Origin of the sequence: Okeania sp. SIO2F5, assembly GCF_010692685.1 — a bacterium.
Taxonomy (GTDB): Bacteria; Cyanobacteriota; Cyanobacteriia; order Cyanobacteriales; family Microcoleaceae; genus Okeania; species Okeania hirsuta.
This window is the reverse complement of sequence record NZ_JAAHGU010000108.1, coordinates 1-26131: the sequence shown is the minus strand read 5'-3', so window position 1 is coordinate 26131 and position 26131 is coordinate 1. Positions and strand designations below refer to the sequence as shown.

15 protein-coding genes and 1 pseudogene are annotated in these 26131 nt (G+C 34.7%); 9 read left to right on the top strand and 7 right to left on the bottom strand.

Annotation, left to right across the window (positions count from 1 at the left end):
* The first annotated feature begins 415 nt into the window (after positions 1–415).
* Together F6K27_RS24565 and F6K27_RS24560 are read left to right on the top strand one after the other, a co-directional pair.
* Positions 416–1132 carry a glycerophosphodiester phosphodiesterase gene (locus tag F6K27_RS24565; protein ID WP_287278807.1) on the top strand — a complete coding sequence of 239 codons (717 nt, stop codon included), beginning with the start codon at positions 416–418 and terminating at the stop codon, positions 1130–1132.
* A gap of 310 nt (positions 1133–1442) precedes the next feature.
* Positions 1443–1763, top strand: a pseudogene (locus tag F6K27_RS24560) (transposase); the annotation flags it as partial.
* A 54-nt stretch (positions 1764–1817) separates the two neighbouring features.
* Here the strand turns inward: F6K27_RS24560 and F6K27_RS24555 are convergent.
* From F6K27_RS24555 to F6K27_RS24540, 4 genes are all read right to left on the bottom strand, one after another.
* The gene (locus F6K27_RS24555; protein WP_287278805.1) at positions 1818–2621 is read right to left on the bottom strand and encodes a class I SAM-dependent methyltransferase; all 804 of its coding nucleotides are present in this window, start codon (positions 2619–2621) and stop codon (positions 1818–1820) included.
* Positions 2622–2697: 76 nt separating this feature from the next.
* Positions 2698–3621, bottom strand: a complete 924-nt coding sequence (locus F6K27_RS24550; RefSeq protein ID WP_287278804.1) for a phosphatidate cytidylyltransferase — start codon at positions 3619–3621, stop codon at positions 2698–2700.
* 18 nt (positions 3622–3639) lie between these two features.
* Complete coding sequence (gene asd / locus F6K27_RS24545; protein WP_287278802.1) at positions 3640–4560, bottom strand: archaetidylserine decarboxylase; 921 nt, start codon at positions 4558–4560, stop codon at positions 3640–3642.
* Positions 4561–4622: 62 nt separating this feature from the next.
* Positions 4623–5252 carry a phosphatidylcholine/phosphatidylserine synthase gene (locus tag F6K27_RS24540; protein WP_287278800.1) on the bottom strand — a complete coding sequence of 210 codons (630 nt, stop codon included), beginning with the start codon at positions 5250–5252 and terminating at the stop codon, positions 4623–4625.
* A gap of 520 nt (positions 5253–5772) precedes the next feature.
* Between F6K27_RS24540 and F6K27_RS24535 the strand changes: the two genes are divergently transcribed.
* The 5 genes from F6K27_RS24535 (at position 5773) to F6K27_RS24515 (ending at position 12458) form a co-directional block, all read left to right on the top strand.
* Positions 5773–6468 (top strand): EamA family transporter, encoded by a 696-nt coding sequence (locus F6K27_RS24535; protein WP_287278798.1) that lies wholly within the window; start codon positions 5773–5775, stop codon positions 6466–6468.
* A 382-nt stretch (positions 6469–6850) separates the two neighbouring features.
* Entirely contained in the window at positions 6851–7708 is an 858-nt protein-coding gene (locus F6K27_RS24530; protein ID WP_287278797.1) for a M20/M25/M40 family metallo-hydrolase, read from the top strand.
* A gap of 41 nt (positions 7709–7749) precedes the next feature.
* On the top strand, positions 7750–9003 hold the full coding sequence (locus F6K27_RS24525; RefSeq protein WP_287278796.1) for a caspase family protein: 1254 nt from the start codon (positions 7750–7752) through the stop codon (positions 9001–9003).
* Between the two features lie 117 nt (positions 9004–9120).
* Positions 9121–10176, top strand: coding sequence for a WG repeat-containing protein (locus F6K27_RS24520; protein WP_124147047.1), 1056 nt, complete (start codon positions 9121–9123; stop codon positions 10174–10176).
* A 920-nt stretch (positions 10177–11096) separates the two neighbouring features.
* A complete protein-coding gene (locus F6K27_RS24515; RefSeq protein ID WP_287278795.1) occupies positions 11097–12458 on the top strand; it encodes an NAD(P)/FAD-dependent oxidoreductase in 1362 nt (453 codons plus the stop codon).
* Between the two features lie 444 nt (positions 12459–12902).
* Here the strand turns inward: F6K27_RS24515 and F6K27_RS24510 are convergent, their stop codons facing one another.
* Positions 12903–17045 carry a response regulator gene (locus tag F6K27_RS24510; RefSeq protein ID WP_287278794.1) on the bottom strand — a complete coding sequence of 1381 codons (4143 nt, stop codon included), beginning with the start codon at positions 17043–17045 and terminating at the stop codon, positions 12903–12905.
* An 826-nt stretch (positions 17046–17871) separates the two neighbouring features.
* Positions 17872–20325, bottom strand: a complete 2454-nt coding sequence (pheT, locus tag F6K27_RS24505; protein ID WP_287278793.1) for a phenylalanine--tRNA ligase subunit beta — start codon at positions 20323–20325, stop codon at positions 17872–17874.
* 1156 nt (positions 20326–21481) lie between these two features.
* Here pheT and F6K27_RS24500 point away from each other — a divergent pair.
* A complete protein-coding gene (locus F6K27_RS24500; RefSeq protein ID WP_287278791.1) occupies positions 21482–23092 on the top strand; it encodes a serine/threonine-protein kinase in 1611 nt (536 codons plus the stop codon).
* A 769-nt stretch (positions 23093–23861) separates the two neighbouring features.
* Here the strand turns inward: F6K27_RS24500 and F6K27_RS24495 are convergent.
* On the bottom strand, positions 23862–24335 hold the full coding sequence (locus F6K27_RS24495; protein WP_287278790.1) for a pentapeptide repeat-containing protein: 474 nt from the start codon (positions 24333–24335) through the stop codon (positions 23862–23864).
* Between the two features lie 739 nt (positions 24336–25074).
* Here F6K27_RS24495 and F6K27_RS34405 point away from each other — a divergent pair.
* Entirely contained in the window at positions 25075–25467 is a 393-nt protein-coding gene (locus F6K27_RS34405) for a hypothetical protein (RefSeq protein WP_287278788.1), read from the top strand.
* Positions 25468–26131 lie beyond the last annotated feature (664 nt).

Genomic DNA, 26131 nt, shown 5'->3' with positions numbered 1-26131 from the left:
GCTATAAACTGTAAATTATCAATACCATTACAGACATCCTTAAAACTTTAAGGTTTAGCGATCGCCTAATTTATGAAAAATACAGCTCATACAGTTACTTTTATATTACATTGCAAATATCTATGTAACATGTAAAGATGCCAGCGCTCATTGCTATAAAGTCTTCCTGACTAAACGTGAAATTCGTTGCCGTAAAGTACAGCTAAATTGAAGAAGGAGTCAGGAGACAGAAGACAGGAGTCAGAATAGAATTTTTCACCGAAAAATTGGGTCTTAAGCTAAGAATCATTTAGATTCTATATTCCCTGTTCCCTTTGACAAAAATTGGATATATGGTTTAAATGCAAAACAACTTATATTAATAATTTGCAAGTCCCTCAAGCTCAAAGTTTGAGTCTCAGAAATTTTAAAGAAAATGACTACTAAACCATTAATTATTGCTCACCGGGGTGCATCTGGCTTGGTGAAATTTGAAAATACTTTAGCTTCTTTTGAAAAAGCTATTGAATTGGGTGTACCAATGGTGGAGTTTGATGTGAGAAAAACTCAAGACAATTTATTTATTACGTTTCACGATGAATCAATTGATGGGATTAATATTCGTGATTTGAGTTATCAACAACTTTTGGATATTTCTCGGCAAAAAGGTTTTGATTTGCCATTGGTAGAGGATGTGTTGAAGTTGTGTCAGGGGAAAATTAAACTTGATATTGAATTGAAAGAGATGGGATATGAATTGGAGATAGTTAATTTAGTCAAAAAATATTTAGATTATCAAGATTATGTCATTAAATCTTTTCTTGATACTGCCATTATTACGGTCAAACAAGCTGATAATCGAATTACAACTGGGTTGTTATTAGGAGTTAATAAACCCAAAAATTTAATTGCTACTCGATTATCAGAAATCTTTCCTGAATTTCGTTTGTTTACAACTAAAGCTGATTTTGTTTCGCCTAATTATCAATTGATAAAATTTGGTTTTGCCTGGCGCATGAAGCTGTTTAATCAGAATATCTATGTTTGGACAATTAATGATGAAAAATTAATGGTTGAAACTGTCAAACAAGGAGCATTTGCATTAATTACAGATAGACCAGATTTAGCTTTGAACTTATTTGATGGGAATTAGCATTCGTTGTATGCAACGTTCCTACCTACTCCCCCACTCCCCTGCTCAATAAAATGTAGAAAAGTTTTTGAGAAATGGTGTTACGTAACCATCCAACAGCACACGTTGCATGAGATGTAAAATTGACAATTATTCCAAAAATGGTAAGCATACTATCACACACGCTACTTAATCTTTTGTTTATAGTAGTCGAAGGAAAGGTTAAGACAGATCAAAAGTTTAAAACTCAGGCAACGCAATATTTTTCCTGATTCTTTCTTCTGCTATACAAACTATTCTCTAAACAAAAAGAACCTCTTAGTTATGAGGCTCTCTTTTAACTTTTCAAGGTTCGTGCAATAAAGTATAGATTGAAAGTTGGTTAAAAAACTGTTTGCTACCTCAATTAGAGCCGGGAGACATTATTATTATTGATAATGCCAGTTTTCATCAAGGGGAGTCTATCAGAGAAATTGTTGAAGAGGCAGAATGCGAAATCTGGTATTTACCACCTTATTCACCAGATTTGAATAAGATAGAGAATTGGTGGGCTGTCTTAAAAACATGGATGAAACAAAGACTTAAAGAATTTGAGACTGTAGGAGAATGTGTAGACGCCGCGTTCAAAAACTGTCCTAATGTATGTGTGTAGTGTTGTATTACTTTCAATTTGATTGATGCAGTGCTAACAACAAGAACTACTATATTATTGTTTCTGAGCAAGAATTATAGCACTCTTGAATGTGTCTTCTAAAGGAAAAAAGTATTTCAAGAAAAAATTTGCTTTATCAAGTTGTACTTTGGTAATTGGGGCTAAAATTTGAGTTAGCCAACCAGAATTAACCCCCCAATTATGCACATGATATAAATCAGTAAACTTTACTTTTTCTTCACAGATTTCTTGATCTATAATAGCAAATCCATATTTTTCTAATAAAGATTCTAATTTCTTTTCATTCTTAGGAATTTTCACATTATCATCTGTAGAAATCTTGGAAAAGCCATAAAATTTATTTATTAAATTTCCTATATTAGCAAGTATCTGAAGATTTTTAAAAGAACCAAGTGTGGAAGTAGCAATGGAACACAAACCTCCAGAGGTTAAAATTTTTGAAGCTTTAGAAATAATGATTTCTGGTTCCACATAAGCCATCATAAAATGAATCAACGCTAAATTTATGGTATTTTCTTCTAAATACTTCTCAATATTTGTTGCATCATCATGAAAAGCCTCTAATTCTATCTTTTTTCTAGCAATGTCTATCATTTTTTCAGATATATCTATTCCATAAAGTTTAGCTTTAGGAAAAATTTTCTGGCATTCTATTAATCCTTCTCCAGTGCCTACAGAAAAGTCTAAAATATTATTTATTTCAGAATTGATAGAGTGTATTTTAACCTGATTTATCCAAATTTCTCGGCACTTAGATAGCAATTCAAATTCATCTACATCATACTGAGCATAAATTATTTCATCATATATTTTTCTTATATAATCTTGATTCGTCATACTATTTAATTTCTTTTACTACAGATTTTGTTCAGTTTTTCTATTTTACTATTATTTAGGTCAAGCTATAACATTATCAACCCAAATCATGCAAATAAACAACCAAATAAAATATAGGAGTAGCAAATAATAAACTATCAAATTTATCTAGCATTCCACCAGTTGCACCTAAAATTTTCCCAAAATCTTTAATTCCTACTTCTCTTTTTAAGGAAGATGCCATCAAATCACCAATAAGAGAAAATATAGAAATAATGCCACTCAATAATAATAATTGCCAAAGCTCCCATTCAGGGAATAAAAAATATGCAAGATAACTAATCAATAAACAAGAGATTAAACCACCTAATGATCCTTCAATACTTTTATTCTTACTTATTTGTGGAACAAGAGGGGTTTTGCCTATTAACTGTCCAAAAGCCTGGGAAAATCCATCATTGCCCATTACTAATGCGATTAATAAAATAAATTCTTCATAGGATACACTAACCAAGTTTAATAAAATAATTAATGGGAAAGTAATAAAAATCATCCCAAAAGTTGTCCCTAAAGTAATATATAAAGGTGAAGGCTCAAGAGCCATCAAAATATTTGCTATAACTGCAACCCAAATTAGAGTTATAAACATAATAAAAGTAAGTATAGAAAATTTGAGTAACCCTATACTAATTCCCAATAGTCCAAAAAATATTAAGGCATTTTTATAAGTTTCATTGGATTCACTAGATTTATAATGTTTAATGGCATTTATAAATTCTGCCCAACCATAAAACCCTATAACTAAAATAACAGGTAATACTGCCCATTTTCCCATTGAGCCTGTAACAAAAAAAAGTAAAATTATTGATAGTAAGTTAATCAGCTTTTTGCCAGACTTTATTACTTTATCTCTCTGATCTTTATAAACAAAAAATAGAGTTGCTACTAAGACAGTACCAATTAATGATACGATGATAAACCGCTCAAAAATGGGGATAAGTTGATGATTGATATTTAACATGATAATAAACTCGATCGTTTAGTCATTCTCTTCTTTGATTCCAATCTGAGTTCCTGCTAAAACTTGAACTTCAAGATTTTTGCTTGAATCTTGAATTAAGTCTTCATCAAAGCTAATTTTTTTTGACTCAAAAAGTAATACGATGGTAGATCCTCCATACTGGAAATAACCCTTTTCTTGCCCTTTAGTTATCATTCCAGGAATATAAGTTTGAATAATGCTACCAATTGTAATTGCTCCTATTTCTATATAAGCAATCTTTCCAAAATTGGATGATTTCAACTCTGTAACAGACCGTTTATTTAAACAAAATAAATTAGGAACTTTGTTTAAAGCAATAGGATTAACAGAATGATATTGTCCTTTAATAGTTTTAGCTCGACTTGCTTCACCATCATCAGGGAAATGAAACCGATGGTAGTCAGCAGGTGCAAGACGAAGAATAATTGCGGAACCATTGATATATTTTCGTGCGGTTGCTTTACAATTTAATAAAGACTCTAAAGTAATAAAAGATCCTTTGACAGGAATTTTTACTTTTTCTTCTAGTTGAGGGTAAACTAATATTTTTCCATCTCCAGGAGAGCAAAATATATTTTTATCTTTAATAAAATGTCGAGCATTTGGTTTGAGTTTGCGGGAAAAAAAGGCGTTAAAATTTTTGTATTTATCTATGGATAATTCTATTTCTTCAAGATTAATTTGATACTGATTAATCAATTTATTGATTTTTTTACGACTGCTTGGTAAATCTTGAAGTTTACCATAGAGATAGCAAAATAAATAATTATTCAACAAGTAATTATTTATTGTAAATCCCAGAGGATTTTCGTATAACCAGCGTAAAGTTTTTTCTGAAAAAACTTTTTCGGTATTAATTTCACCTGTTTGACGATTTCGGTAACAAATTTCTGTCTTTTCCTTATTATCAAAAATCATAATTGTAGTGAAATTAAATAATTATCATAGTCGTTGTTTCAGTTATAATAATATTCATCACATTATTTCCCTGCAATTATTGCCCAAGTGTAGATTGCTGTTATTACCATCGCTCCTATTCCAAAAATTACATACCAAATACCTCGTATTTTTAGCATTTTGAAATTGGCTACCATTGCTATTCCTAAAGCCAAATAAACTCCATCTAAAATAAACTTCATTGTCAAGTCAGATAAAAGCAAACTAGCAGTGAAAGTTAGAGGAATAAATAAAGCAGCATAGGTAACAGGTAAACCGTTAAAATATTCTTCTTTTTCCTCACTTATTAATCCTGTACTATTAAAATAAGCCAGTCGCAAAGCATTAACTCCAACATAAAAGATTAATACTGTTAGAGAGACAAAATCTTGTAATCCAAAACAATAAGCAAAAATCGCTGGAGCAAAACCAAAGGAGCAGACATCTACGATACTATCAAGTTGTTTACCTACTTCAGACTGTAACTCAGAACGTTCAATTTTTCGAGCCAGAAAACCATCCAACATATCAGTTAATCCAGCAAATATCATGCCAATAGCAGAAGCATAAAAATTTCCTTGTATGGCAAAAATTGCCGAAATTAAACTAAACATTAATCCACACAAGGTAAATATATTCGGGAAATCAAGTTGGCGTAATATTGGAGTTGGCATCGTTAAAAGCTTCTGAAATTACTTCTTCTGTTTGTTTCAAGGAAATAAAGGAGATATCTTTTTCAAGCTCCCGTCATACCCAAAGGCTGAAACTATTACTATATGAGGTTTCCGTCCTTAAGTTTAAGTTGTCAGACAACTATTCTTTAACAAAATTTAATTTTACCTTAACTTTACCTTAACCATCTAAAGGTATACACTACTTATCTAGTTGAGTTCAATTACTTCACGAAACTTTACATTGCAGTCAAAAATAGTTCGCACTGTATAGCGCTACTTGAAGAGGGGATAGGGAACTTCGGAACGCTAGACTCTGAAGAGGTTTCAGGATTGATAAATGTCCTAACCTAAATGCGTAGCGCTGTATTATTGGATGTAGTCTGACATTTTTTACTGCTTTATTTTTAGACGTTGCACAGCGACGAATGATTTGAGATTTTTGATTGAATTGGATTGTGGATTAATCAATTGCTAGAATGATTAATTAATGGTTATTTTTAGTCAAAATCTAAACTAATTTTTGGCAATATCATTCCATAATGTGCAACCCCTATTTTTAAGTCCCCTATTATTTTTTATTGAAATTCCTCAGTTAGGAAATAGTTTTTGGTTAGCTCTATCAGTCAGTACCTCTTTGAATGCGATCGCCTATACAATTTATCTTAAAGCTATTAAGATTTCTGACTTATCAATTATTGCTCCTGTTACCACTTTTACTCCCTTATTTTTATTAATAACTTCGCCATTAATTGTGGGAGAATTTCCTAAGCTGCTCGGTATGTTCGGCGTTTTCTTAATTGTAGTTGGTTCATATTTGTTAAATATCAAAGAGAAACAGCGAGGATATTTTGCTCCCTTTCGAGCAATAATTATAGATCAAGGTTCGCGACTAGCTTTATTAGTTGCTTTTATTTGGAGTATTAGCAGTAATTTTGATCAGGTAGGAGTGCAAAATTCTTCACCTATTTTTTGGGGGATTTCTATATTTTTTACTATATCAATTTTGCTATTACCAATTGTTTTATATAAATCCCATCATAATCGATATAAACTTAAAACGGGTGGCTGGAAATTAGTTATATATGGTATGATTAATTCTGTAGCAATGGGATGTCAAATGATGGCTATAAATTTAACTTTTGTTGCTTATGTAATTTATGTGAAAAGAACCAGTGCATTATTTAGTGTGATTTTGGGGAAAATAATTCTCAAATAAAAAGGCATCAAAGAAAGATTTTTAGGAGCTGCAATTATGGTATTTGGAGTATTTTTAATCGGTATTTCACAACTAAAGTAAGAAGGAAGAAGTTCAACAATGAATAATTAATAATGAATAATTAACAATTACCTCTTCTTTAAAATGGATAGGATAGACTCAGAGGAAAATTTTTCTTTATTATCCCCTGAAAAGGGAAGACTACCACAATTTTTCGGTAAAAGATAAAAATAAGTAGTGAAGCACAATTAATTGTATATTTGATTCCCTACTACCTACTCCCTACTATTCTCCCTATTCTCTTATTTATCAATTATTTTCCTCTACTCCCTACTCCCTATTCCCTACTCCCTACTCCCTACTCCCTTTTAAATAAGTACTTATGAAATTTAATTTACAAGCAAGATTACAAAATCATCTGAATGAAATAGTACGCGATCGCGACCCATATCTAGCATCAGGAGGGCATTTTTATGTCAGACAATATATCGGTCGGCAGTTGTCACAGTGGGGAAATGTAGAAATTGATGAATTTCAGGTAAGAGGCAAAAACCATCAAAATTTAGTGTTAAATTTATCCTCTATTAATAACAGTAAAAAACAGAAATTAGCACCAATATTAATTGGCGCTCATTATGATGCAGTACCAGGTACACCAGGAGCAGATGATAATGCAACTGGTGTAGCAGTTTTACTAGAATTAGCCAGAGAAATTTCATCTCAACCCTTAAAATATCCAGTTAGTTTAGTTGCTTTTGATATGGAAGAATATGGATTATTAGGTAGTCAGCATTATGCCGAAAAACTCAAACAAAAACAACAGCAACTTAGACTAATGATATCCCTAGAAATGCTCGGTTATTGTGACTCTACTCCCAATTCCCAAAGTTATCCTACAGGATTAAAATATTTTTATCCAAACCAGGGTAATTTTATTGCATTAATTGGCAATTTATTAACCATCATTGATATGTGTCAAATGAGTAGAAAATTTAATAAAATAGGAACTAATTGTCAGTTTTTGCCAGTACCAAATCGAGGTTTAATTGTGCCTGATACTCGTCGCAGCGACCATACTCCATTTTGGGATAGAGGATATAACGCTATAATGATTACCGATACTGCCAATATGCGGAATCCTAATTATCATCAAAAAACTGATACTATTGACACTTTAGATTTAGATTTTATCACAGGAGTTTGTCAGGGATTAATTGTCGCTATTAGAAATATTGTGTAAAAAATAAATTAGGAAAAAATCTAGACTAAGATATTATAATTATGCCCAAAAAATCTACAATTAAAAAGCTAATTTTAGGATTAATTTTTCTAGCAGTCGGAAGTAGCCAAAAAGTAGCAGAAGCAGATAATAATTCCACAAAAATCAGCCAACAAAAAACTCATAATTGTCAAATTAATCGACAACAACCAAAATTTTTAGTATTTGGAGGAGGTGGTACTCCAGCGCAAAATGAAATTGCTATTGAAAAAAATGTACTTTACTTTCAACGAACCCTAGAAAAAATCGGATATAACCCATTAGCAGCTACAACATTTTTTGCTAATGGCAATGATGGGCAAGCCACAATTCGCTACATTGATGAATTAGGAAAACAACGATTTAAAGTACCAGAAATTCCGAATATTCAGGGTAAAGCAACATTAAAAAATCTCCTTAATTGGTTTCAAAAAGCTTCTGGAGAAACATCTCATCCCCCTATATTTTTTTACTTTACAGGTCATGGCATCAAAAACCCAAACAATTATAATAATAATGCTCTAATGCTTTGGGAAGACCGACCTCTAACAGTTCAAAAATTATCACAAACTCTAGATAAATTACCCCAAAATACTCCAGTAGTAACAATGATGGCTCAATGTTTTTCCGGCTCATTTGCGAATATTATTTATCAAGGTGGCGACCCTAATAGACCTATAGCACTTCAGAGCCGTTGTGGTTTTTTTGCTACTATCAAAACTTTACCTTCAGTGGGCTGCACTCCAGAAGTAAACGAAGCAGATTATAAAGATTATAGTTCCAGTTTTTTTGCCGGATTAAGTGGTTATAGCCGTATGGGAAAAAGAGTAGCTTCAGCAGATTATAATCAAGACGGAAAAATTAGTTATATCGAAGCTCATAGCTTTGCGAAAGTAGACGAAAAAACAATTGATTTGCCAGTTTCAACTTTAGAAGTATGGTTACAAAATCAGGCAAGTAAAGCCGATATTAAATTTATTTGGGAACAACCAATTATTAATCTTTTATCCAAAGCACGACCAGAGCAACAATATGTAGTTAAATCAATAGTCAAAATGTTTAATTTCGACCCGCAAAAATCTTACATAGAAAATGCTGGAGGAAGTATCACCGAACAAGAAATTAATAATCAAATAGAACGAGCATATTTTCTCCGTTTAGGAATGGAATTAATTAATATTGGTGTAGAAGAAAAAATTATCAAAGCTTCAGATAAAACAGCGATTACTATTCTTGAGCGTCTACTCAAATGCGAAGCAGATATCCCGGGAAGATAGTCAAATAAATAGTACAAATAGATATGAGGCATGGTATAAATGACCAAAACCTAAGAATATTGAATCTAGTTATACAAGTTAAAGAATTAACTAGAAATTGGAGGAAAATTGTACAAAATGAAACGCTCTCTATATTTATTTATAAGTCTAGCTCTTTTAGGGTTAACATCCTGTAGCGCGGTCAAAGAAATTCAGGAATTAATTGACCAACCCCCACCACCAACCCCCACAGCATCCCCTGTCAAAAAAAAAGTAAGAAAATTATTTCCGATTCAGCAAAACGGAAAATATGGGTTTATTAACAAGATGGGTAAAATAGTTATCCCTCCAAGATTTGAGCGGGTAAAAAACTTTTCAGAAGGATTAGCAGCAGTAAAAATTGCAGAAAGGTGGGGCTATATTAATGAACAAGGAGAAATAGCTATCAAGCCAGAATTTGATTCTGTTGTACGTTTTTCCCAATCTTTAGCACCAGTCAAAAAAATTGGTCAGAGATGGGGTTACATTAATAAAAGTGGAGAAATGGTAATTCAACCCCAGTTTGAAGAGGCGGTCTATTTTTCTGAAGGACTGGCACGAGTTACAATTGATGGTAAGTGGGGTTATATCGATCCAACTGGCAAAATAGTGATTCAGCCAGAATATAGAGGACAAACGGGACGCGGGTTCTTTGTTGATGGATTAGCGGCAGTGAGAATTGGTAGTGCTTATGAATATGGGTACATAGACCAGACTGGAAAAGTGGTAATTGAGGCAAAATATGATTTTGCTGGAGATTTTATCAATGGTTTAGCGAGGGTCAAAATTGGGGATAGGTGGGGATATATTGATAAAACTGGTAGAGAGATTATTAGACCACAGTTTGTTTTTAATCAAGAATTCTCTGAAGGGTTAGCAGCAGTAAAAATTGATGACAAGTATGGTTATATAGATATTTCTGGTAACAGAATAATTCAACCGCAATATGATTTTGCTGGCAACTTTTCAGAAGGTTTAGCAGAAGTCAGGATTGATGACAAGTATGGCTATATTAATGCTTCTAATGAGATGATTATTGAGCCAGAGTTTGATAATGCTTTTGGGTTCTCCAATGGTATTGCAGAGGTGTGGGTAGACGGGGAAAAGGGTTATATAGATAAAATTGGCAGATTTGTCTGGAATTTAACTAAATAAAGGAGTAGGGAATAGGGAGAATCAAGAGATTTACCATGTATAAACAGGATAGTTTTTTTCTAGATCGCTATTATCCAGACATGATATAATACCAATTACCAAAAGTAATGCTATACTTCAACAGTCAGATAGTTACCAAGATTCAAAGTCTGTTTTTGACAATTATGAGTCAGTTAGTATAGATTTTTCCTACTTTTAACCTCTCCTACACCTCCCACACTTCCCACTCTTCCCCACCCAATCAAACGTAGCATTCTTTTTAAGAAATGATATAAGTAGGTAGGTCAAACTAAGAGTAAGCTATAGAGAGTCATTTGAATACATCTGCTTACTCTTTTTTTTTGCTTTGGGAGAATATTGCAACTATTATACATCTAATTTGCAAGTAACCAATATCTTATACCTTTATTGGCAGTAGCTTTTAATATTTACTCTAGCAAAAACCATGTTTTTTTAATATGATTATTTGAATTGATTATCAATTTTAGATTGTTTTGTGCTTAAAGTAATATCGAAAAAGCATATTTTTGTCAATAACAAAACGAGATTTTTTTGAAAGCAAACAAAAGTAACTCTTGATACTAAAACCCTTTTAAAAGTTGTGATATTTTGAAAACAAGGTTGCAATATAACGACCATTAAAGGCTAAAAAAAGTTACTATTATTAAAAAGCGTTCAGCAGTTCAGCGATCGGTAGTCAGCTTTGCGCGTTTGCGGAGCATTCCAGAACATAAAGGGGATTTAAACCCCTCCTAAAATTAAGCGACAAGCTAGAAGTAGGGGATGTTTTACCCAAGCTTTTCCTGACAGAATGCTCCGAAAAAAATACCTAATTGCGCAAATTTTTAGGCTGATAGTTGATAGCTAATAGCTGATAGCTACTTAAATAATAATTACTCAGTCGAAAGAGGGAAATAACTATGAGTCTAAACCAGGAAAAACATCAATCTCCTCATCATGTTGTCATCGTTGGAGGTGGATTTGCAGGGCTAGAAGCTGCCAAGCAGTTAGGAAAAGCACCTGTTAAAGTAACCTTGGTTGACAAAAGAAATTTCCATTTATTTCAACCATTACTTTATCAGGTAGCTACAGGCAGTCTTTCTCCCGGAGATATTGCTTCTCCTCTTCGCGGTGTAGTTGCAGAACAGAAAAATACCCATGTTTTGATGGGTGAAGTTGTGGATGTCAATCCCGAACAGAAAAAACTCATTTTGAGCGATCGAGAACTAGATTACGATACATTAGTTATGGCAACTGGTGTTAGCCATAATTATTTCGGAAATGATTGGTCAGAAAAAGCTCCTGGACTAAAAACAGTAGAAGATGCACTAGAAATGCGTCGTAGAGTATTCGCCTCCTTTGAAGCTGCAGAAAAAGAATCAGATCAAGAAAAACGAAAAGCACTATTAACCTTTGCGATAGTTGGCGCTGGTCCCACAGGGGTAGAATTAGCAGGCGCTTTAGCAGAATTAGCGCACACTAAATTAAAAGAAGAATATCGCTCTGTTAACACTAGCGAAGCTCAAATTTATCTAATCCAAAGCGGAGAAAGAGTTTTACCTTCGTTTAAAACAGTTTTATCAGAAAAAGCACAAATAGAACTGGAGAAGTTGGGAGTCACAGTGTTGACTAAAACGCGAGTGACCAATATAGAAAACAATATCGTCACCATTCGCTCTGGAGAAACAACCCAAGAAATTCCTGCTCACACAATATTATGGGGAGCAGGAGTTAAAGCATCAGCAGTTTCTCAAGCAATATCTAATCGCACAGGAGCAGAATTAGACCGCGCAGGTCGCGTTTTTGTCAATGAAGATTTGACAGTACCTGGTTATCCTGACATCTTTGTCATTGGAGACTTAGCTAACTACTCTCATCAGGGAGACTCTCCAGTACCTGGAGTTGCACCAGCAGCAATGCAGGAAGGATTTTATGTAGCAAAACTGATTCAAAAACGGTTGAAAAATCAGACCTTACGCGCATTCCACTATATTGACTACGGTAGTTTAGCAGTTATTGGCCGTCACCAAGCAGTTGTACAGTATAAAGCAATTCGTTTCTCAGGTCCCCTAGCTTGGTTTGCCTGGTTATTTATTCATATCTACTATATGATTGAATTTGATAACCAACTCATTGTCATGATTCAGTGGGCCTGGAGCTACTTTACTGGTCAAGGTGGCGCTCGTCTAATCACTGAAAAAGCGACCAAAGCACCTACCTATGAAGAATGCCAGGCTCGCTATACTCCGCTAGTGACAAGCGAATCATCTGGTGAAGCTTAATTTAATCAGGTTATAGTCAAAAGTCAAAAGTCAAAAGTCAAAAGTCAAAAGTAAGAATTTTTAAGTTATATCATGTCCGGATAATTAGTGATAAAAAAACTTTCTCCTTATTTTCGTCTTTCTTCGCTCCTGAATTCTGAATTGCAGAATTGCAGAATTGCTGAATTCTGAGTAGTTTATTTATAACTGTTCAACCGGACATGATATTACAGCGGTTTTCATTTCAGTAGACCACAGTAGGGACGTTGCATGCAACGTCCCTACATGGTTTTGGTTATAACGATGTGTTCATCAATTTGAAAAGCGCTGTAAAAGCTAATGCACAGTTTTAGCTGTGTCACTCTACTACCAATAGCTCTTCCTTCTTCCTTCTTCCTTCTTCCTTCTTCCCTCTTCCCTCTTCCTTCTTCCCTCTTCCCTCTTCCCTCTTCCTTCTTTTAAACCCTAAATATAAGCTTGAAGTTCCGACCGTAGGACAGTGTCAACCCGCTGATATTCTGCCTGGACCTGAGAGAAAATCTTATCCGCTCCTTCTGTTGTACCTTCACGCGCAATATATTCTAACTCTTTGCAAAGCTCAGACAAATTACTAGCTCCCACAGAAGCACTGCTAGATTTCATACTATGAGCAGATCTTTGTAGTAATATTGCCTGCTGTTGCTTAATTGCTTGACTCATTTCATCTAAAAGTTTAGGTGAATCTTCCAGATAACAATCAATTACTTCTACTAAAAGCTCTGAGTTACCTCCAGCCATTTCCTTCAACTCTTGCAGCACTGCTAGATCGACTACTCCTTCTAACTCTGCTTGAGGTAAAACATCTTTTTCAGTTGTTGTTTGTGGGGGACCATATTTACTTAAAACTGTAGTCAATGCTTCTAAGCGAACTGGTTTACTAATATAATCATCCATACCAGCAGCTAGACAATTTTCCCGGTCGCCCTGCATTGCATTGGCCGTCATAGCGATAATACGCGGGCGTTTTTCTTTTTCCCATTCAGTACAAATTTGGCGTGTAGCAGTCAAACCATCCATTTCTGGCATTTGTACATCCATCAGTACCACATCATAAGATTGACGACGTAAAGCGACTAATACTTCTAAACCATTAGCAGCAACATCAACTCGATATCCTAAATTTTTGAGAATATTAATTGCTACTTTTTGGTTAACGAGGTTATCTTCAGCTAATAGAATTTTCAGAGGTAATTTTTCTGCTAACTTGGAATTTGATTGAATTTTAGATTTTTGGGTACTATCAACTATACTCTCTCTCAGGATACCTACTAACACTTTTTCTAGTTGAGATTGTTTAATTGGTTTGTTGAGATAAGCAGTAGCATTGATATTAACGTTCTCAGTAGAGTATTCTAGTTGATTTAGAGAACTGAGAAAAACTAAAGGTAATTCTTGACAATTAGGTAACTTGCGAATTTTATTAGCTAGAGTGAAGCCATCCATTACTGGCATATATACATCTAGAATAGCAAAATCAAATGTCTGTCCTGACTGTAATAAATTTATCGCTTCTTGCCCACTACCTACAGCTTGAGAAATCATACATAAAGATTCTGCTTGAAGTGTTAGTACTTGCCTGTTAGTAGCATTGTCATCTACAACTAACAAATGTTTATTTTTTAATATTGTTTCAGTTTCTGATTTCTGACCAAGACATGAATTTTCGCCAATAGCAGTAGCTACTACAGTGAAAAAGAAAGTCGAACCAACTCCTGCTTCACTTTCTACCCACATCTTTCCTCCCATAATTTCACTTAACCGCTTGCTAATAGCTAATCCCAACCCTGTCCCTCCATAGTTACGAGTTGTAGAGGCATCAACTTGACTGAAAGGTTTGAACAGACGATCCATACGTTCTTTAGGAATACCAATACCAGTATCTTTAACCGCAAATTGTATTTCGTAGACAGTAGAGCAGGGAACATATGATTCTAGACATTCTGTTTGATTGGGAATGGGACAATCCCTTTTTTGGGAAGGGTTTAAATCTTGATTTTGAAGTGAAGCTGTTACTGATAATACCACTTCCCCAGTTTCTGTAAATTTGACTCCATTGCTGAGGAGATTAACTAATACTTGACGTAACCGAGTTACATCTCCTACTATAACTTCAGGAGTTTGTTGCTGTATTAGATAAGCTAGCTCTAATTTTTTTTCGGCTGCTTTTGGAGCCAATAAATCTAGACATTCCTCTATACAGCTTCGGATATTAAAAGGTTGTTCCTCTAAACATAGTTTGCCAGATTCAATTTTAGAGAAATCAAGAATATCATTAATTAAGCTCAATAAAGCATCTCCACTGTTGCGGATAACTTCGACAAAATCTTGCTGTTGTGAGTTTAGCTCTGTGTCTAACAGTAAACCTGTCATCCCAATAACTGCATTCATTGGAGTCCGGATCTCGTGGCTCATTGTAGCAAGAAATTCACTTTTGGCTCGGTTAGCAATTTCTGCTTCTTCTTTAGCAGCTCTGGTTCGATCTTCTGCTTGCTTATTCTCTGTGATGTCTGTTATTGTGCCAACAGCGCGATAGGGTTGACCTGAATCATCACAAATACGTTGTCCTTTGGTAAATATCCAGACATAATGCCCATCCCGATGTTTGATGCGATGGGTATTCTGATAACGTTCTGTTTCTCCTGCTAAATGTGCTTCTACATCTCTGAGGGTTGCTTCTAGATCCTCTGGATGTATATTATCTGACCAAGTAGATAAAGTGTAGGGAAGTGGGTCATTTTCGTGGCCAATAATTCTCATCCAGGTAGGTGAATAGTAAACCTGATTTGTTTGTATATCCCAATCCCAAATTCCATCGTTTGTACCAGATATAGCAAGTGCATAGCGTTCTTCGCGATCGCTCAAAATAGATTCTATCCGGCGACGTTGAAGAATTTCTGCACTGAGGTCTCGATTTTTTTTGTGTAGTTCTTGAGTTCTTTCCCTGACTCGGTTTTCTAGAGATTCGTTTGTGTGCTTAATTTCAGTAAATTTTTCCTGTAAAGCTAATAGCATTGACTGAAAGTTAGCAGTGAGGGTATTAATTTCTGCGATTCTACTCTTCTTTGCCAAACCTATAGGAGCTTCTTGATACAGTAGTTTTTGAGATAAGTCTGTGGTTACTTGTGTCAGTGTTAACATCGGTGCTACTAATTTTTTGCTCACTAAGACTGATATGATTAATCCTACCACTGCGATTATTTGCATTGTCACCAAATTTTTAATATAACTCGTTTCTAGGAAGTCTATGTAAGGAGCTGTAGGTAATGTTACATATAGAGTCCAAGGAAGATCGGCACTAATTTGCATCTTTTTTCCATAAAAAGATTGTTTCCATCGTTTCATCTTTGGCATTCCTGGTGTTGTTGGTTGCCACTTAAAGATATCTCCTTCGTATTCCACATTTCCTGTTTCCTGTAAGTCAAATTTTTCCTTCGTAGTTGCCTCTGAACTACCCTCAGTAATGATGTATTGTTTGCTATCAACCAGTATTATATTTATTTCTTTTATTTGAGTATTTAGTTGCTGAAGTTGACCTAATTCAGCTATGCCGACAGAAGCATAAGCTATTCCCTGGAAGCTATTCTCTTTGACTATTGGTACTATGATACCTATATGAGGAAAAGGAGATGCTTTATCTCTATGAATATCTGTAACTTGTGGTTGCAATTCTTTGGCAAGTTTGCTCCAAGTATACTTATTAGATATGTTTAAGTTGACTAATGATTCTCCTAATTCATTCAATGCAGGTTCAGCCGCAATTATATTACCCTTAGCATCAGTAACATATACTTTTAAAAAAGAGGTAAATGCTTTTTTTATTACTGATGTACTTTGTTGAAGAGTAGATATTTCATTCTCAGGTACTTGAGCTGCTATTTTTGCTAATTCTTCAACAGCATACAAGTGTTTTTGATACCAAAACTGTAAATTATTTACCAGAGGAGTTGTTGTGGCCTTCAGTTCTTTTTGAATATCTTTTTCTACTATTGTTAGTATATGTTGTCCATTCAAGATTGTGAGGATTAAAGCAGGTAATAAAATCAATGCGACTAATAAGTGAAAAATAGTTTCTTGAAAAGAGATTTTTTTGTAACTTTTAGATAATTTAAACAGTTGATTTATAGGTAAATAACTAACAATTAAGTTAGCAATTAAGGCGTTCAAGAAGCCATTAATTGACTGCTTCAACATAATTAATACAGTTTGTGTTGTACCTACGTTCAACATTAATCCATAAAATAATGCTACTAGAGGCATCCCAATCAAAAGCCAATATATTCCATCTAGCAAGACTATATTTTGCCAAGGGCGACGCTTTAACATTATTCCCACAAACATAGCTTCCAGAGTAAAGATAGCGATCGCATAGGGATGGTGCCAGAGGAAGTATGTGTGACTACCAGCAATGAAGGCGGCTATTGTTCCCCATATAATTCCATAGAGTTCGACTATCATAAACACTGCAATACTACCGAAGAGAAAATCTACCCCAAAGAATAAAGGTAATTTGAAATAATTGCCTAAATAACCTAAGATGATTAGTAATATTAATCCTAGTTTGCTTGTCAAGCTATAATTTTTTAGTGATTTTTTATTCTTATGGAAAAAGTTCATTTTTTTTTACTTTGTTTTTGGCAGTTATCAATATTCATAAAATTACATTTTACTTGATGGTATTCAAGTTGTCTAAATTAGGATAATTAAACTTCGTAATTATTCAGAAGTTTGAACAATAAGTATTATATTAACTGTCTTAATATTAATCTATTAATGAAAAAATAGCTACAGAGATAAGCTGATAATTTGGTTAAGGTTCTGATAAATTTCTCCCTATTCCCTATTCCCTATTCCCTCTTTTATGGAGATATCTATAGATGTATTTAGGGCTTGCTGATTAAATATAAAAGCATTGACTGATATTGGTTTTAGCCTTTTTAGGATCGAAAAAAGTGCGCTTGTTTGAGTCTAATACCAATTTCATAAAATATTGCAAAGCGTGAGGACACACTTAACTGGGAACACCGGAGCTGGGAACAGGGAACAGAGAAAGAAAAACATAAATATTAAAGAGGAAAAAAGGTGGAAATTTTAGAATTTATGGAATTTATAATTTTTTCTTTTAAGAAGAAATCACAAATTAAGATGTAACTGCCTTTGCGTGAATTTGGTATAAAACGCTCAAAAAGGAGCGTATTTTAGGCGCATAGTTTGGCAGAAAAATCAAGGGACAATTCTTATTCCTATCTCCTCGCTCATTCCCATTTCTCCTGTCTCCTGTCTCCTGTCTCCTGTCTCCTACCCCCTACTAAAAGACTTTTGAGCGCAAACTCTATTTATTGTTGATAATTTATCATTTTGATGTTGATGATAAACTACCAACAATAACTCACAAATATTAACTTCTGAGATTTACTTGAAATTTATCAACTAAAGCATCTCGTACCTTTTGCTGAATTGGATCGATATCTGCATCAGTAAGAGTACGATCGCTCATCCGATATATTAACCGAAATGCTAAACTCCTTTGACCTTCGGGTACATTTTCACCCCGATATTCGTCAAATAATTCTATTGACTCTAATAACTTTCCAGCAGACTCAGAAATTACCTGTTTAATCTCATTCACAGACACCTCAACTGACACAAAGAAAGCAATATCTCGGTCAGCAGGTGGGAACGTAGAATAACCACTAAACTTGCGCCTCAACATATCTGCTTGAGTCATCACTGACAAGAGTAACTCTAAATTAAGTTGAAAAACATAAACCTCATCTGGTAACTCTCGCTCCTGTCGTAGTTGAGGATGCAATTGCCCGAATACACCGAGATATTTACCTTCCAACCATAATGACGCTGTTCTCCCTGGATGCAATAAGGAATTTTCAGAATCTTGTTTATATTCAACTGCTAAATAGAGTCGTTCAAACACTTGTGTCAAAATACCTTTAGCTTCAAACCAACTTAAAGGTTGTTCCCGACCACCTAGAGTCCAACTTTTGGGAGCATTACCCATAATTCCAGCTATCGCATCTGCTTCCTGAAATTTTTCTCCCTCTTTCCAGAAAATACGACCTATTTCAAACCCATTTAATGCTCCATTTCCTTGTTCGAGATTATATTGAAAAGCATCAATAAGTCCGCTTAATAATTCTGTACGGAGAGCAGAATATTCCACAAACAGAGGGTTAGCAATCGCTATTTGATTTTCCCCACCTTGCTTAACTAAAGAATAGTGCATCAATTCAGTTAACCCTGCTCCACGGAAAGCTGCTCTGAGCTTCAGCACCGCAGACTGTTCCGGTGGTAAATAACCCGCAGCAGTTTTGCTTGGTAAAGTTTCACAGAAGTTATCATATCCATACAAACGAGCGACTTCTTCTATCAGATCGATTTCCCTTTCTAAATCTCGATAACGATACGGAGGTACTGTCACATTCCAAACTACCTCCTCTGTAGTTTCCGATTTAATTAAACCACATCCTAAAGATGCGAGAATACCTTCCACTTCTTCTGGTTGGAGAAAAGATTCATACAAAGTACCTTCTCCACGCTTCAGTGGTCCTAAAATTTCATTAATTCGGTTGAGACGGAGGGATAATTCACGAGTTACTGTCAGGTGGTCTCCTGCCGTGCTAAAAGTTTCTTGAGTAGTAGTATTTCCACCAGCTAATTCAGTAATCAACATAATAGCACGACGGCACGCTAATGCTAATTCAGCTTGATTAACCCCACGTTCAAATCTAGTTGATGCTTCTGTCCGTAGACCTTGAGTCCGAGCTGAACGACGGATAGCGATCGGAGCAAAAATTGCAGCTTCCAATAATAGGTTCGTGGTATTGTCATTAACTTCCGTTTCTTCTCCACCCATTACCCCAGCTAAAGCAACTGGTTTGTCATTGGCCGTAATTAATAATGTTTCAGCTTCCAGGGTGCGCTTTTGACTATCTAGGGTAGTCAGAGATTCATCAGGTTTTGCATAACGAACTCCTATTGTCAACTGCTCATTACCTGTCAGGGCTATTATTTTGTCTTGGTCAAACCCATGAAGTGGTTGACCCCACTCTAACAAAATATAGTTAGTAACGTCTACTACATTATTGATAGACCGAATACCTGCAGCATCCAATCGTTGTTTTAACCATCCTGGTGAAGGACTAATTTTTACTCCTTCAATAAAAGTACCAATATAGATCGGGCAAGCTGCCGACTCTGAGATATCTATTTTCAGACTACTAGAGCTTTCTTGCTCTGTAATCAGAGCGCCAGAAGCTTCTGGTATTCTCAGAGATGCTCCTGTCAAGGCCGCCACTTCTCGAGCAACACCAATCATACTCAAAGCATCAGCACGATTTGCTGTTGTTGTCAAGTCTAAAATGACATCATTTAGACCAAGTAAAGGCCGAACATCACTGCCTAACTGGGGATTTTCTAACTCAAAGATATGAATTCCTTCAGCATCTTTTGTTAAGCCCAATTCTGCCAAGGAACAAATCATCCCTTCAGAGGGGACACCTCGTAGTTTACTCTTTTTAATTTTTAAGTCAATTTTCGACAAATAAGTACCAATAGTTGCTACTGGCACATAAATATCTGCTTTAGCATTAGACGCTCCACAGACAATATTTAATGGCTCTGCTTTGCCAATATCTACTTGGCAAACTTTGAGTTTATCAGCATTAGGATGTTTATTAGCTTCTAATATTTTTCCTACGACTACCCCAGTTGCCCAGGTGCTTCGATCTTCTATTTCTTCTACCTCGAAGCCTGCCATTGTCAGAGTTTCAGCTAACTCTTCTGGAGAAATTTTGATGTCTACCAGTTCCCGCAACCAGTTCAGAGAGATACGCATTCTTTAATAATTCCCGATCTTGAGGCACAGTAGAGCAAGATATTTGCTCTTAGGCCATATTTATAACTTCAAGTAACATTTTATCTCTCTGGTGGGTGGGGTCATAATTTGTCGAACTTTTAATTTATCGTCGGTCTTTATGGTCAATGGGATATGGCAAAGAAACCGCTATCTGTTCTATCATCAATGGAGGTTTGTTTGCCTTACTATTCCCTTTTCCCGACCTCAATTAAATGTGAAATTAATTTTCACAGGTACTTAAACTTTGGGCATGGGAGGGGAATAAGTGAGTTTAAGACTCCCAACAAATCATTAATTTGGTAGTATTTAGACAGGTACTTAAACTTTGGGCATGGGAGGGGAATAAGTGAGTTTAAGACTCCCAACAAATCATTAATTTGGTAGTATTTAGTTAGTAGTTGGCCTTAACCTTCCACTAATTAATTCTGTATGCCAATACTTCCTTTAACCGTTATATCCTTTTCCTGACTTCTAAATTCTTCTTCCAGGATCACAAAAGGTAAAAGTAACATTTGTCACTTTAGTAATCTTTATTAATTACTAATTCACTCAAATGATTATTAGTTAAAATTTTTCACTTATATTTATCTTCTTTTGACTTTTGTGGAGGTTGCAGATACAGAAATCAAAAATCATATTAATGCTTTCGAGTAACTCATTAGTATTACGGATTGCTACTTTTGATTTTTAATATTTGATGCTTCTACTTTTCTGTCCTGACTAAAATACCTTTTCTGATTATGGAAATATTTGATTTAGAGATAAACTTAATCTTAATCAAGAATTTTGTGATTTGAGATTATTTTGCAAAATAACTATAAACTTTAATCATATTATCATTTTACTATTACATATTATCATCTTACTATTACATAAGTATAATGTAATATATCTAGATTATTAAGTTAATGATTTAAAATCAATCTAATCAATCAAATGTGTAACATACCTATCTCTTGTTAGGAAAAATATATAACTATATATCTGGACTCATCAAACCGGGACTAGGATCAATGTATGAAATTTTAGATAATAAGTTTTGTGTAAATCAAAATAAATTGGCCTTTGTTTAGTGAAATTAGTGTGAAGAGATTGGTCATTCAAAGAAAAATTCAAATTAATATTTTTGTATAATATGAGCTACTGTATAAATCCTGCCTGTCCTCAACCTCAGAACCCAAATAGTTTAAATCGCTGTCAAGCTTGTGGTTCAGAGTTGGTTTTGCGCGATCGCTATCAAATTATTCAACCTCTTGGTAAAGGAGGATTTGGAGCAACTTTTTTATCTAAGGATACTTCCTTGCCAGGAGATCCAATTTGTGTAATCAAGGAATTGCGTCCATCGACAACAACGCCAAATGTATTAGACATGGCGCGAAGACTATTTGAGCGAGAAGCTGAAACCCTGGGTAAAATTGGCCATCATCCCCAAATACCTAGATTATTGGGTTATTTTGAGTGGAAGAAACATTTTTATTTAGTTCAAGAATATGTAAGTGGCTCAACATTAAAACAGGAAGTCAAAAAACAGGGTTTACTTAATCAAGAACAAGTTAAACACTTTTTGATCGAGATATTGCCAGTAATAAGTTATATCCACAGTCAGGAAGTAATTCACCGAGACATTAAACCTGCTAATATCATTCGGCGGAGTCAGGATGGTCATTTAGTTCTGATCGACTTCGGTGCAGTCAAAGATCATGTTAATCAAACTCATCTTGCCAGTGGTGGTACAGGAGAAACTGCTTTTACAAATATTTCTATTGGTACTTCTGGTTTTGCTCCACCAGAACAAATGGCTTTGCGACCTGTATACGCAAGTGATATTTATGCCCTAGGAGTAACTTGCATTTTTCTGCTGACAGGAAAAACTCCAAATAGCCTTGGTTACGATCAGATCAATGGTGAAATTCTCTGGCGTCCTCTTGTTAATATTAGCGACTGGTTTGGGGAAATATTGGAGAAAATGCTAGAAGTTTCCGTGCGACATCGCTTCCAGTCAGCAGAAGAACTTTTAACATCATTGAAGAAAAAAGAATCTGAAAACAAACAGGTTGAACTAATTCCAGATCATAGTCTAAATACATTATTCAGAGAAGAGTCCACAGTTTTTAATGACAATGAAAATGATTTTTCCTGGATGTCTACTAATAATCAAATTGCTCAAAAAATTCGAGAACGCAAAACTCGTTTAGAAAGGAAACCTACAACTCGATCTCGACCTCAGATGAAGATGAGCAAAGAAGTTTCTAAAGGATATTTGACGACGGTTTCTGCAAAAAAGACAACTGGATTAAATTCTCAAACTCCCGAGAAATGGACTGCTGCAACGTTGCGTAGTGCTTATGCTAAAGGTAGAAGAGATTTTCCTGATTGTAATTTAAGTCGCTTGAATTTGCGTAATGCCAAGTTGTCTGGAGTTAATTTTTATGGAGCTAATTTACATCAAAGTAATTTGCAAGGTGCAGATTTGTCCCATGCTAATCTTGGTCATGTTAATTTAACTAATACTACTCTCAAAAATGCAAATTTGACTAAGGCTTATTTAAGTACAGCTAGTTTGGCAGGATGCGATCTGCGGGATGCAGACCTGACAAATGCTTATCTGAATGGTGCGAATTTACAAGGAGCAAATCTGTGTGGTACTAATCTTGATAATGCAATGGTAAATCAGAAACAACTAAATATGGCAAAAACTAATTGGTGGACAATTATGCCCAACGGTAAAAGAGGTTCGGGATTCTAAAATAGTGGATATTTACTAATATATATTATATAATAGTGGCCGAAAAATTTTCAGGAGTTGCTTCATGCTCGAAAAATTTTTTTATACGACGATGATTACGTTATTACTGCCTATTTTATTAAGTATATCACCTTTTTCCAAACCTCAAAGTTTGAATTTTAAGGAAATAATATTATGTCCGCTTGAATACTTATGCTTTGGTGTAGGGAAGGCAGAAGGCATAAGGCAGCTATGCTGAAGGATTTCTTTCAATTGAAATTTAATTCTATACACGCTCCGATGCGACCGGACATGATATAACATGGAGAAATAACCATATTCAAGATATATCTCCGGAAACTTAATTTTTGTACAGGTATTACAAGGGTTTGATTGGGAATACTAGAAACCCACGTCGAATGGCGTGGGATATTTTTAGTAATATCAAATCCGTTTAATTAGGTATAAAAATATTGTCCATCTTCGCCATTAGGAAATCTTGATATAGCGTTTCTCAGACTACTGAGGTACAGTTGTTTTTCTTCTTTTCTCTCTTGGTGCGCGCCTCCTTGCGACTGTCGTTGTCGCGGGGTCGCACCGCTATTCTCTGTTTCCCGAATTACTACTCCCTACTCCCGCACAACAAACGAATTTTGACCTCACCAGCATGGGAATTGCTATAACTGTTTTTCCTCTTGACTCCTGAGGACTGACTCCTATCTTCAAAAGATTTTATACCGATGCTACCGGATTTGATATAACCTCAAATTTGATACTTTTTAATAAAAATCTAATGGCTTCCTGCCCAAGTCACCCACTTGCGAGAAACACCTAAATGAGAGCTAGCTGCACTTAATTCTGTTTGATTAACATTTGCTGCGGTCAAATCTGCGCCACTCATTTCTACTTCATTCAGGTTTGCTCCAATTAAGTCTGCACCAGTAAGGTTAGTACTACGCAGATCTGCTCGATTCAGATTAGCTCGTGCTAGGTTTGCTCCTGTCAAGTCAGCACCGATTAGATTAACATCACTTAAATTCGCGCTACGCAAGTCTGCATAACTAAGATCGGCACCAGATAAATTTGCTTGACTTAACTCAGCTCCACTTAGTTTTGCCCGACTTAAGTCAATCCCACTTAAATCAGCTTGATTTAGATTAATCATAGTCAGTTTTACCCCAGGCAGATTTGCATTACTGAGACAAACTCCTCGAAAATAACGTTTTCCTATAGAGTAGCGACTCAGGAATTTTTGAGCATCCATATTTTTCAACTCCGTTTGAGAAAATTAGTTTTTTAAAGATTGTTTATTTTTTCATGGTGGCAGAAACATCAAAAAATGTAGCTAAAACTACACAAAAGTTTAAAATTTTATAAATTTGTATGAAGCTCAATTGATATCATGAAGGGAGGAGTCAGAAGTCAGGAGTCAGGAGTGAACGAAGAGAGAGTTTTAATACCAAGGGTGATAAATGTTTGCTACATTTTCTTGAGCGGGGGAGTAGGGTAAAAGTAAACATAAGAATAAATAGATAGACTACAGTGCTCAAAGCATTCTACTACTCCCTACTCCCTACTCCCTAACCTAAAATAATTTTGTAGTCTACTTAAATGAATTGCCCTCTAATATTATGTCCGGATAAGAGCGTGATCAAAAAAACTTTCTCCTTTTCCTCCTCTTTTTTCTTGCTTCTTCCTTCTTTCTTCCCTCCTGAGGACTGAGGACTGAGGACTGACTCCTCCGTCATTTATTTATAACTATTCAACCGGACATGATATAATCAGGACTTACGCAGGTACGCTATATGTAGCGTATCTTCTTATTTAAGTAGGTTCGATTCTAGTTCATAGTTTTTGGCAATATATACTATCTTAAATACCAGTCGTTTTCTAGTAGTAATCAGAGCATAAGTTTTTGGTAAACATTGTTAAAATTTATTAAATAAATTCACCCTAAAAATGTAATTGTTAGATAATTTGATTATTGTATAAATGTATAAAATATGAATTTTACCTATGTTGATTACTGTCAATATTTACTCAATTCTCAAACAAACTATACCATCACAAATTTTGCAAATCATCTAGAAAAGATTAGCCATGATACAATTAATCGCTATTTAAGAATAGCAAATTTAAACTCTCTAGATTTATGGCGAAATGTCAAAGAAGAAATTGTGACCGACAAAGAAGGTTATCTAATTTTCGATGATACAGTTCTTAATAAGAAGTTCTCTGATAAAATTGAAATTGTTCGCAGACAATATAGTGGTAACGAACATCAAGTAATTCGAGGAATAGGAGTAGTTAACTGTATTTATTTCCATCCTAAAAGTGAACATTTTTGGATAATAGATTATATAATTTATGATCCAGATACTGACAAAAAAACGTGAGTTTGATCATGTTGAAGAAATGATTTTTCATGCTGTAAACCATCAAAAACTACCATTTAAAACTCTATTAATGGATAGCTGGTATGCAACACAAAGATTAATGGCCTTGATAGATAATTTCGGGAAAATTTATTATTGTCCATTAAAAACAAATCGTTGAGTCGATGATACGGGTGGTGTAGAAAAATATCAAAATATTGGATAATTAACTTGGAACAAATCAGAAAAAATATCAGGTAAAATAATTAAAATTAAAGGGTTTCCAAGAGATAAAAAAATTCAGCTATTCTGGGCAACTATTTCTACCAATAGAACAGAATACATTGTAACTAATGACTTAAGTCAATCTTCAGTAGATGCTGTAGAGTTTGAGTCTCAAATTAGATGAAAAATTGAAGAATTCCATAGAGAAATTAAGCAATTAACAGGTCTAAAATTTTGCCAATGTCGTCTGGGTAAAATTCAAAAAAATCATATTGCTTGTGCGATGTTGGTGTGGAATTTTTTAAAAAGGTTGGCTGTAAAAATAGGAAAAACTATAGCAATGAGCGCTGGCATCTTTACATATTACATAAATATTGATAATGTAACATAAAAGTAACTGTATGAGCTGTATTTTTCATAAATTAGGCGATCGCTAAAGGTTAAAGTTTTAAGGATGCGT